The organism is Corallococcus terminator (assembly GCF_003611635.1).
GTDB lineage: Bacteria > Myxococcota > Myxococcia > Myxococcales > Myxococcaceae > Corallococcus > Corallococcus terminator.
Genome location: NZ_RAVZ01000369.1, coordinates 1 through 9,162 on the forward strand (window position 1 = coordinate 1; position 9,162 = coordinate 9,162).

9 protein-coding genes are annotated in these 9,162 nt (G+C 71.1%); 5 read left to right on the forward strand and 4 right to left on the reverse strand.

Going from position 1 to position 9,162, the window contains the following annotated elements; genetic code table 11:
* Window positions 1–200: 200 nt before the first annotated feature.
* The gene (locus tag D7V88_RS34825; protein ID WP_120544916.1) at window positions 201–500 is read left to right on the forward strand and encodes a DciA family protein; all 300 of its coding nucleotides are present in this window, start codon (window positions 201–203) and stop codon (window positions 498–500) included.
* Window positions 497–2,116: a CAP domain-containing protein gene (locus D7V88_RS34830; RefSeq protein ID WP_372241152.1), complete on the forward strand. Its 1,620-nt coding sequence runs from the start codon at window positions 497–499 to the stop codon at window positions 2,114–2,116. The genes D7V88_RS34825 and D7V88_RS34830 overlap by 4 nt, the downstream gene beginning before the upstream one ends.
* A gap of 388 nt (window positions 2,117–2,504) precedes the next feature.
* Here D7V88_RS34830 and D7V88_RS34835 read toward each other — a convergent pair whose 3' ends face one another.
* The gene (locus D7V88_RS34835) at window positions 2,505–2,738 is read right to left on the reverse strand and encodes a hypothetical protein (RefSeq protein ID WP_014396719.1); all 234 of its coding nucleotides are present in this window, start codon (window positions 2,736–2,738) and stop codon (window positions 2,505–2,507) included.
* A 297-nt stretch (window positions 2,739–3,035) separates the two neighbouring features.
* Between D7V88_RS34835 and D7V88_RS34840 the strand changes: the two genes are divergently transcribed.
* Window positions 3,036–5,171: a transglycosylase SLT domain-containing protein gene (locus tag D7V88_RS34840; protein WP_120544917.1), complete on the forward strand. Its 2,136-nt coding sequence runs from the start codon at window positions 3,036–3,038 to the stop codon at window positions 5,169–5,171.
* Between the two features lie 61 nt (window positions 5,172–5,232).
* On the opposite strand, the gene cmk is transcribed toward D7V88_RS34840, so the two are convergent.
* Genes cmk through D7V88_RS34855 form a run of 3 tightly spaced genes read right to left on the reverse strand, consistent with a single transcriptional unit; the run spans window position 5,233 to window position 7,999 of the window.
* Entirely contained in the window at window positions 5,233–5,928 is a 696-nt protein-coding gene (gene cmk, locus D7V88_RS34845) for a (d)CMP kinase (protein WP_120544918.1), read from the reverse strand.
* Entirely contained in the window at window positions 5,925–7,016 is a 1,092-nt protein-coding gene (gene hisC, locus D7V88_RS34850) for a histidinol-phosphate transaminase (RefSeq protein ID WP_120544919.1), read from the reverse strand. Before hisC ends, cmk begins: the two co-directional genes overlap by 4 nt.
* 14 nt (window positions 7,017–7,030) lie before the next feature.
* On the reverse strand, window positions 7,031–7,999 hold the full coding sequence (locus D7V88_RS34855) for an acetyl-CoA carboxylase carboxyltransferase subunit alpha (RefSeq protein WP_120544920.1): 969 nt from the start codon (window positions 7,997–7,999) through the stop codon (window positions 7,031–7,033).
* Window positions 8,000–8,091: 92 nt separating this feature from the next.
* Between D7V88_RS34855 and D7V88_RS34860 the strand changes: the two genes are divergently transcribed.
* Both D7V88_RS34860 and D7V88_RS34865 read left to right on the forward strand, forming a co-directional pair.
* The gene (locus tag D7V88_RS34860; RefSeq protein WP_208726653.1) at window positions 8,092–8,784 is read left to right on the forward strand and encodes a tetratricopeptide repeat protein; all 693 of its coding nucleotides are present in this window, start codon (window positions 8,092–8,094) and stop codon (window positions 8,782–8,784) included.
* 98 nt (window positions 8,785–8,882) lie between these two features.
* Window positions 8,883–9,162 (forward strand): hypothetical protein (locus D7V88_RS34865; RefSeq protein ID WP_208726654.1); only part of this gene is annotated, 280 nt, incomplete at its 3' end.

The following is a 9,162-nucleotide window of genomic DNA, read 5'->3' on the forward strand; positions in this document are numbered from 1 at the left end:
GGACTGGGGACATGGGGGAACTCCGAGGGGGACCGGCCTTGAGCGGACCTTACAGGGGGACCGCCCGTGACGCGACCCGCTGAGCACCCCATGCGCACATCCGGAAACACCGTGGGTGTCCGGGCGGCGGGAAAATCCGACGGGCGGGCAGGCAAGTGTCGGTTGGCATCCGGCGCCCGGGGTCCCAGAATCGCCCGACGATGGCGCGCAGTGAACCCAAGACCCTGGAGAGCCTGCTTCCCAAAGTGCTGGCGCGCCTCGCCGGAGAGTCCGGCCGTGGGATGTCGCTGATGCCCCTCTGGGTGGCCGCGGCCGGGGAGAACACCGCGCGCCACAGCCGCCCGCACCACCTGGAGGGCAAGACGCTCGTCATCTCCGTGGAGAACGCCGAGTGGGCCCAGGCCCTCACCCGCCAGGCCCCGTCCCTCTGCGAGCGGCTCAACGAAAAGCTGGGCCCCGGCACCGTGACGGCGCTCACCTTCCAGTTGGAGTCCCGGTGAGGAGGACCGCGCTCCTGGGCGTGCTGCTCGCCGCGGCATGGGGCCCCATCCCCCGCGCCTCCGCCGAGCCACCGCCCTCGAAGGTGGCCTCCGTCACGCCCACCGATCCAGGAGCCGCGGCGCTCACGCCCACCCTCGCGGTGGAGACACCCCAGTCCCAGGAGGCCCGGGCCCGCATGCACGTCGCGCGCGAATTCGAACGCGTGGGCCGGCGCGCGCCCACCAACGACAAGGCCCTGGAGACCGCGGCCCGGAGGCTCGCGCGCGAAGCGCTGAGCGAGTTCACCACCGGCGCCCCCGACCTGCTCACCCTCACCGAGGCCGTCAGCGAATCCGGCGCCGCGGATCCGTCGCCCCGCGCCCTGGTCATCCGCGCCTGGGTGCACGCGCACGCCATCGAGACCTTCCTCGCCCGCGCGGACTTCAACGAGGAGCGCGCGAGCCACTACGGCGTGGGCGTGGCGTTCCTGGGAGAGCGGGCCGCGCTGGTGCTGCTGATCGCGGACCGCAAGGCGGAGATCCTCCCCTTCCCCCGCACCCTGGCCACCGCGAAGACGGAGCGCACGGTCTGCGGCCGGCTGGTGTCGCCGCTGCGAAGTCCCGAAGTCTTTATCACCCGGCCGGATGGCGAGGTGGAAGGCGTTCCCCTGTCGCGCGCACCAGCGGGCACCTCCGGCTTCTGCGCCCGGCTCCCCTTCACCCGCTCCGGCACCTATACGGTGGAGGTGGTGGGCCAGGGCGACGCGGGACCGGAGGTGGCCTCGCTGTTCCTCGTGCAGGTGGGCGCGCGCTCGGCGAAGAGCGCACGCGAGGCAACCCGCGAACCCACCACGCTGACCGAGGCGCGTGACGCACTCTACGAGCGCATCAACGCCTTGCGCCGCGCGCACCACCTGCCGGAGCTCGCGCCGGATCCAACGCTGGAGGACGTGGCGCTGCGCTACAGCACGCGCATGGCCGCGGAGGGCTTCTTCGCCCACGTCGCGCCGGACGGTTCCACCCTCACGCGCCGGCTTCCGGAGGGCACCCGCTACATCCGCGCGGGAGAGAACCTGGGGCTGGCCGCGGGCCCGCTCGCGGCGCACTTCGGCATCGAGCACAGCCCCGGTCACCGCAAGAACCTGATGGACCCTGCGTTCCGCTTCATGGGCGTGGGCGTGGCCTTCCAGAAGATCGACGGGCGCGACCAGGCCATCGTCACGGAGGTCTTCACCGCGGCCTCGCCCGGCGCGGCGGCCTCCACGGATCCGCTGTCGGACGCATACGAGGCGCTGGCCCGGCACCGCGCCACGCTCAAGCTGCCGCCCCTGGTGCGCAGCGATGTGCTGGAGCGACTGGCGCGCGAACATGCGCGGCGCTCGCTGGAACAGGACGAACCCTCGGCCGGAGCGGGAGACCCGTCCCCCCTGCACGAGCGCGTGTTCTCGGTGCTGCCCGACGCGGGCACGGCGTCGGTGGACTTCTTCGTCGTGGGAGACCCGGGCGCCATCCCCGAATCCCGCAGCCTCGCCACGGCCACCAACACCCGCGTGGGCGTGGGGCTGGTGAAGGGCAACTCCAAGCGCTTCGGCCAGGGCCAGTACTGGGTGGCCGTCATCTACGCCGCGGTCCGCTGAAGCCCGCGCGCCGGACGATTTCCGCGCAACTCTCCAGACGCAACCGAGCGTGGACACGAAGCGCGTCTTCGCCACCGGCCACTCCAACGGCGGCACGCGGGTCACGTCTGGCCGGGCAGCACGCGCTACCCGGCGGCAACGCGCACGCAGTGTGGAGGCGACGTCACGTCGGACCTCCAGGCGAACACGATGCTCTGGAACTTCTTCACCACGCATCCCATGCCCTGAGCTGAAACGCAGGGCCGCCAACCGTTTTCCCTGGCCGGAAGGTCGGGGGCGGAGGCGCGACGAAGGGATGTCCACGCGGACTCCGGCCACGTCCCCCTTCGGGCGTGGCCGGAAAAACAGCGTCATGCGCCCCGAAACAAAAGGACGCGTCCGTCGATAACTAGACGGGGCGACGCTGGGTCGCGTAGGCCTCGAGCCCCATCTGCGGAGGCGCGAGGTTGGCGTACATCGGGCACTTCATGCACGTGAACGACTGCCACCCACGACGCACGGCCTCATCGAGGCAGTTGTCGTAGTGGTTGCAGTTCAGGTTGCGATGCGTCTCGACGCCTGCCCGCTTCGGGCCGGCTTCGGGATTGATGGTCTGCGGCAGATCGGATGGACACGGCTTCATGGAGCCTCCCCTATGAGCTGTTTCCCCCCCCGAGGTCTGTGAACGAGCAGTGCTACCGACGACAGGTCCGCCTGATGACACGACGGCGGTCCGCAGTAGCGCTCAACGGCGGCGCAACGTAAGGATTCCCACCGGCTTGCGCAACGGGTCGACAACCCCGCGGGACCAGCCCGTGGGCGCGGGATCTAGGACTTGTCGGGCCGACTGTCAAACCGACCCCCGCCCACCTGTTGGGGAATGTCGACTTCAAACCTCTCGTTCCGATGCCGCAAGGCCGCGATGTGAAAGGAAGATTCCATGAGTTGGACCGGCTGGGTGGCGGGTTGGGTGACGGGGGTGGCGCTGGGACAGTCCCCGGCGACACTGGAGGCCGTCCGCCTGCACCGGCCCGACGCGGCCACCCTCGCCAGGGCGGAGCTCACCGCCTGCGAGGCCGCGAAGTGCCCTGACGCCGGCCGCCTGGGCCTGCTCGCCGGCACCCTGGTCCTCTCCGACGGCGATGCGGCCCTGGCCCGGGACCTGCTTGCCCGGCACCCCGCCCCGCCGCCCCTGGAGGCCTTCCAGGCCTTCTACCTGGGGCAGGCGCGCTTCTACGCTGGCGACCCCAATGGGGCGGCCGGGGACTTCGAACGGGCGCTGGAGAAGGCCTCCCCGGCCCTCGCGGTGCGTGCCCGGGCCCGGTTGGGAGAGGCCCTGCTGGACGCCCACCGTCCCAAGGACGCGGCCCCGGTGCTGGAGTCGGCGGCGGCGGCGCAGCCCACGGCGGAGTTGCTCTTCCAGCGGGCGACGACGCGCGCGGCCACCGGCAACCCGGCGGGCCTGCGCGCGGACCTGAAGGCGGTGGCGCTGCGCTTTCCCACCCACCCGTACGCGGATGAGGCGCTGGAGAAGCTGAGCGCGCTCAAGCCCGCAGTGAAGCTGACCCTCCCCGAACACCTCCAGCGCGCGAAGGGGTTCCTCTCCGCGGGCGCGGCGACCCGGGCCCAGGAAGAGCTGGAGACGGCGGAGAAGCGGTCGCTGGTGAAGGGGGCCCCCGCGCAAGCACAGGTGGCGCTGCTCCGGGCCCAGGTGCTCTTCGTGCGAGGCAAGCCCGACGAGGCGGAGAAGGCGCTCGCGGTGGCGCGCAAGGGCCCGCCGGCCATCGCCGCGGAGGCCGCGCTGGTGGTGGCACGCCGGGCGCTGCGCTCGGATGACAACGTGAAGGCGCGCGGGCTGATGGCGGCGCTGGACAAGGCGTATCCGTCCCAGGCCGCGGGCGAGGAAGGCGCGTTCTTCGCCGCCTGGCTGGACATGCAGGGCGGCCGTTTCGAGGACGCGACGAAGTCCTTCGTGGACTACGAGAAGCGCTACAAGGGTTCGCGACGCCGCGACGAGGCCATGTGGTTCCGGGCCCTGGCGCACCTGCGATTGGAACAGTACCCCCGGGCGAAGCAGGCCCTGGAGGAGCTGATCACGGCGTATCCGAAGACGGCCCTCGCGCCGCAGGCCCGCTACTGGATGGCGCGCGCGGACGAGCTGGGTGGCGGCAAGCCGGCCGTGGTGGGCCCGGCCTACGAGGCGGTCATCAGCGCCGCGCCTGCGTCGTTCTACGCGCTGCTGGCTTCGGAGCGGCTGCAAGAGCTGGGGCGCAAGCCGCCGGCCGCCTTCCCGCAGCCGCCGCAACAGCTCACCCTGCCCCGGCCTCCGGAGCTGGAGCTGGCGGTGGCCCTCACGCGCGCGGGCCTCTTCCGCGACGCGGCGGACGAGGTGCAGTCGCGCGTGTCGGGCCTGCGCTCAGCGGACCAGGCGCTGCCGTTCGCGCACGCGCTCCTGCACCTGGGCGAGTACGGCCACGCACACAGCGTGGCGGCGCGCTACCTCTGGGGCCGGGCTTTCGGAGCGAAGGCCCCGGACGCGCTGGCCGCGTTCTATCCGCGCGCGTTCGCTCAGGCGGTGGAGACGGAGTCCACGCGGCAGGCGCTCGATCCGTTCTTCGTGTGGGCCATCATGCGGCGGGAGAGCGCGTTCCGCCCGGAGGTCATGAGCGCGGCGGACGCGCGAGGGCTGATGCAGATCATCCCGCCCACGGCCACGGAGATCGCGCTGAAGATGTCGGAGCCCGCGCCCGCGCCCGCGGACCTCTTCGCCCCGGAGCGCAACATCCGTTACGGCGCCTGGTACCTGGCGCAGTTGATGAAGCGCTTCGCCCATCCGGCGCTCGCGGCGGCGGCCTACAACGCGGGCCCCAAGGCGGCGGTGCGCTGGACGCAGGAGCGGGGCACGCTGCCGTTGGATCTCTTCGTGGAGTCCATCCCGTACAAGGAGACGCGCGGGTACGTGAAGCAGGTGCTCGCGGACCTGTACCTGTACCACCGCTTCTACGAGAAGGGCGGCAGCCAGGCCCGGCTCGCGATGACGGTGCCGTCACCCGCCACGGACGGCGTCAGCTTCTGACGGACGCCGTCGCCGACGGGCAGGGTCCATGCCCTGCCCCGCGCGGAACAGCCGGAACGCCTCAGGCGCCGCGAACGGCCCGGCGGCGTTCAATCTCCTGCTCCAGGGTCCGCACGACGTCGGACAGGGGCATGCTGCTGGAGTCCACGTGCACCGCGTCGTCGGCGGCCTTCAGGGGCGCCACGGTGCGCGCGGAGTCGGCGGTGTCCCGCTGCGTCTGATCCGTGAGGACGGCCTCCAGGCTGCTGTCCACACCCTTCTGGAACAGCTCCTCGAAGCGGCGGCGCGCGCGCACCTCCGGGTCGGCCGCGAGGAAGAACTTCGCGTCCGCGTCCGGAAACACCACCGTGCCGATGTCGCGGCCTTCCAGGATGGCGCCCGCCTCCGTCTCCAGCGCGAGCCTCCGCTGGAGCGCGAGCAGTCCCGCGCGCACCACCGGACGGCCCGACACCTGCGAGGCGCCCATGGAGATGGCCGGCGTGCGGATCTCCCCGGACACATCCTCGCCGCCCAGGATCACGTGGTTCTCCTCCCCCACCACCTGGAAGTGGATCCGCACGCGCCCGAGCAGTTCGCCCAGCTTCGCGTCGTCGTCGAACGCGATGCCTTCGCGCGAGGCCATCAGCGCCACGCAGCGGTAGATGGCACCGGTGTCCACCAGCGCGAACCCCAACCGGCGCGCGAGCAGCTTGGACACGGAGGACTTGCCCGCCCCGGCCGGCCCGTCGATGGCGACGATGAACGGACGCGGGCTCATGACAGGATCTCCTTCAGCGCGCTCACGCACCGAGCGTTCTCGGAGGGCGTGCCCACGGAGATCCGCAGGCAGGTGGGAAAACCGTTGCCCGCCATCGGCCGGACGATGACGCCCCGGCGCAGCAGTTGTTCGTACACCTCGCCCGCGGGCCGGTGGCAGTCCACGAAGACGAAGTTGGCGTGGCTCTCCGACAGCGTGACGCCCAGCTTCAGCAGCTCCTGCTCGTAGTAGCGCAGGCCCGCGTGGTTGTTCGCCCGCGTCTGGCGCACGTGCTCCGTGTCGTCCAGCGCCGCCATGCCCGCCGCCTGCGCCACCACCGTGAGGTTGAAGGGCATCCGCGTGCGGTGCACATACCCCACGAGCTTCGCGTCCATCACCGCGCAGCCCAGCCGGATGCCGGCCAGCCCGTGGATCTTGCTGAAGGTGCGCAGCGCCACGAGGTTCGGGTGCGCGCGGAACAGCTCCACGCCGCTCGCGTAGTCGGGCCAGTCCACGAACTCCGCGTAGGCCTCGTCGTGGATGACGAGCACGTCCTTCGGCACCGCGGCCAGGAACGTCTCCAGGTCCTTGCGTCCGAACGCCGTGCCCGTGGGGTTGTCCGGGTTGGCCAGGAACACCATGCGCGTGCGCGGTGTGACTGCGCGGGCCATGGCCACCAGGTCGTAGCGGAAGCCCTCGCGCATGGGCACCTCCACGAACGGGCGACCATGCGCCTGCGCGGAGATGCGGTACGCCGGGAACGAACCCTTGCACAGGAGGATCTCCTCCTCCGGCGTGGTGAACGTGCGCATCAACAGTTCGATGAGCTCGTTGGAACCACTGCCGAGGACGACCTCCTCCGGCTTCACGCCCAGGTGCGAGGCCAGCCGGCGCACCAGGTGGAAGCTCGTCGCATCCGGGTACAGGTGCACGGACGTGACGGCGTTCTTCATCGCCTCCACCGCGCGGGGCGACGGGCCCAGCGGGTTCTCGTTGGAGGCGAGCTTGATGACGCCGGTGAGGCCGTACTCCCGCTCGGTCTCCTCGATGGGCTTGCCTGGAACGTAGGCCTTGAGCGTCTCGACGTAGGGAGGAACGAGCGGTCGCATGCGGGATGAACCTCTTACTTGCCGGAGAACATGCCCAGCGCGCGGAACTTGTTGTAGCGGTCGCGCACCAGTTCGTCCGGCGACAGCTCCGCCAGTTGGCCCAGGTGCTTGCGCAGCGTCTTGCCCAGCGACTCGGCCGCCTTGGGCGGATCGCGGTGCGCACCACCGGGAGGCTCGGGGATGACCTCGTCGATGATCTTCATCTCCAGGAGGTCCGGCGCGGTGGGCCGCATCGCGTCCGCGGCCTTGTCCGCCTTGGTGGCGTCGCGGAAGAGGATGGACGCGCAGCCCTCCGGGCTGATGACGGAATAGACGCTGTTCTGGAACATCAGCACGCGGTTGCCCACGCCAATGGCCAGCGCGCCGCCGGAGCCGCCCTCGCCCACCACCGTGGAGATGATGGGCACGCGCAGCCGGCTCATCACCTCCAGGTTGACGGCGATGGCCTCCGCCTGCCCGCGCTCCTCCGCGCCGATGCCCGGGTACGCGCCCGGCGTGTCCACGAAGGTGAGGATGGGCTTCTCCATCCGCTCGGCCAGCTCCATCAGCCGGCGCGCCTTGCGGTAGCCCTCCGGGCGGGGCATGCCGAAGTTGCGCGCCATGTTCTCCTTCGTGTTGCGCCCCTTCTGGTGGCCGATGACCATCACCGGCTTGCCGTCGAAGCGCGCGAAGCCGCCGACGATGGACGGGTCCTCGCCGAAGTGCCGGTCGCCGCACATCTCGAAGAAGTCCGTGAAGAGGAACTGGACGTAGTCCAGGAAGTACGGCCGGGCGTTGTGCCGCGACAACTGCACAATCTGCCAGCGCGTCAGGTCGCTGAAGATTTCCGTCTGGAGCTTCTTCGCCTTCTTCTCCAGCTTCGAAATCTCGGAGGAGAAGTCCACCGTGCCGCTGGTGGAGAGGACCTTCAGCTCCTCGATCTTCTTTTCCAGCTCGATGAGCGGGCGCTCGAAGTCGAGCGCGTAGCCAATGCCGGTTGCCATGGCGCGGAACTAGCACCAGGGTTCAAGCCTTTCAACGCGCAAGCGGTTACGCACCCCTGGAATGTCCCAGGGCCCCACCCGTCTGGAGCGACATGGTCCTCGCCCTGTCCCTGCTGGCCCTGACGCTGTCCGCCACCCCGCCCACGCCCCCCTCGGGCCAGGCCCTCAACACCCAGGGATTCCGGCTCTACCAGGCCGGCAAGTACCCGGAGGCCCTCGCCCGGTTCCAGGCCGCCGCCCAGGCGAAGCCGGACTACGCCCTGGCCCACTACAACGTCGCCGCCACCCTGGGCCTGCTGCGCAAGCAGGGCAAGGTGTGCGAGTACAGCGCCCACCGCGACGTCATCGTCGAGAAGCTCACCACCGCCGTGCGCCTGGATCCGCGCCGGCTCAAGCGGGCCCGGGATGACGCCGACCTGGACGTCATCCGGGACACGCTGGGCTGGCAGAAGCTGCTGGGCCTCACCCCGGAGAAGGTGGCGGACGTGCCCGCCCTCGTGCGAGCGGTGTCCTGGTACGGCCCCGGCGTCGGCGTCTACGGCACCACCCGCGCTCTCAAATTCCAGGACGGCGGCAGGGTGGAGTTCTGGCAGCGGGAGGTGGACGACTCCGGTACGCCCCGCGAATCCCGCACGCCGGGCACGTACACCGTCCGGGGCCGCGCCGTGGAGATCACCCTCAAGGGCCGCAAGCCCGTGTCCGGCACCCTGAGCACCGGGGGCGTCCTCACCTTCCCGGAGGCGCTGGGCACCTTCACCGACAGTCCCTCGGAGTGCGACGCCTGAGCGGGAAGTGACGCCCCGCGCACGCCTACACCCGCGCAAGGGCGCATCACCCTGGCGCGCCTGCCTGCCGGTGCCCATCGTGTTCCCGGGAGCGGGGGATGCCTGTGCACGGACTGAACGCGAGGCAGTGGGGGTTGGTGGCGATTGTCGCGGGGGGACCCTTCGTCCTCGCCTTCCTGTTGGGCGCGGCGGCCCCGGAGCTGCTGGCGCCGGTGCTCGGCACGCCGCTGGGAGGCCTGAGCTGGCTTGCGGCCACCGGGCTGGGAATCCTGGGCGGCGCCCTCTTCGCGCGCATCCTCGCGGCCCTGCAGCGCCCGCGCATCCAGCGCTCTCCGACGCTGCGGCGGGTGGGCACGCTGGGCGGAGCCGGGGCGGTGG

What these genes read in the sequence shown, in the direction of transcription:
- D7V88_RS34825 (WP_120544916.1), top strand. Translation starts at nt 201, where the DNA reads ATGGCGCGCAGTGAACCCAAGACCCTGGAGAGCCTGCTTCCCAAAGTG.
- hisC (WP_120544919.1), bottom strand. Translation starts at nt 7,016, where the DNA reads ATGCGACCGCTCGTTCCTCCCTACGTCGAGACGCTCAAGGCCTACGTT.
- D7V88_RS34860 (WP_208726653.1), top strand. Translation starts at nt 8,092, where the DNA reads ATGGTCCTCGCCCTGTCCCTGCTGGCCCTGACGCTGTCCGCCACCCCG.
- cmk (WP_120544918.1), bottom strand. Translation starts at nt 5,928, where the DNA reads ATGAGCCCGCGTCCGTTCATCGTCGCCATCGACGGGCCGGCCGGGGCG.
- D7V88_RS34855 (WP_120544920.1), bottom strand. Translation starts at nt 7,999, where the DNA reads ATGGCAACCGGCATTGGCTACGCGCTCGACTTCGAGCGCCCGCTCATC.
- D7V88_RS34835 (WP_014396719.1), bottom strand. Translation starts at nt 2,738, where the DNA reads ATGAAGCCGTGTCCATCCGATCTGCCGCAGACCATCAATCCCGAAGCC.
- D7V88_RS34840 (WP_120544917.1), top strand. Translation starts at nt 3,036, where the DNA reads ATGAGTTGGACCGGCTGGGTGGCGGGTTGGGTGACGGGGGTGGCGCTG.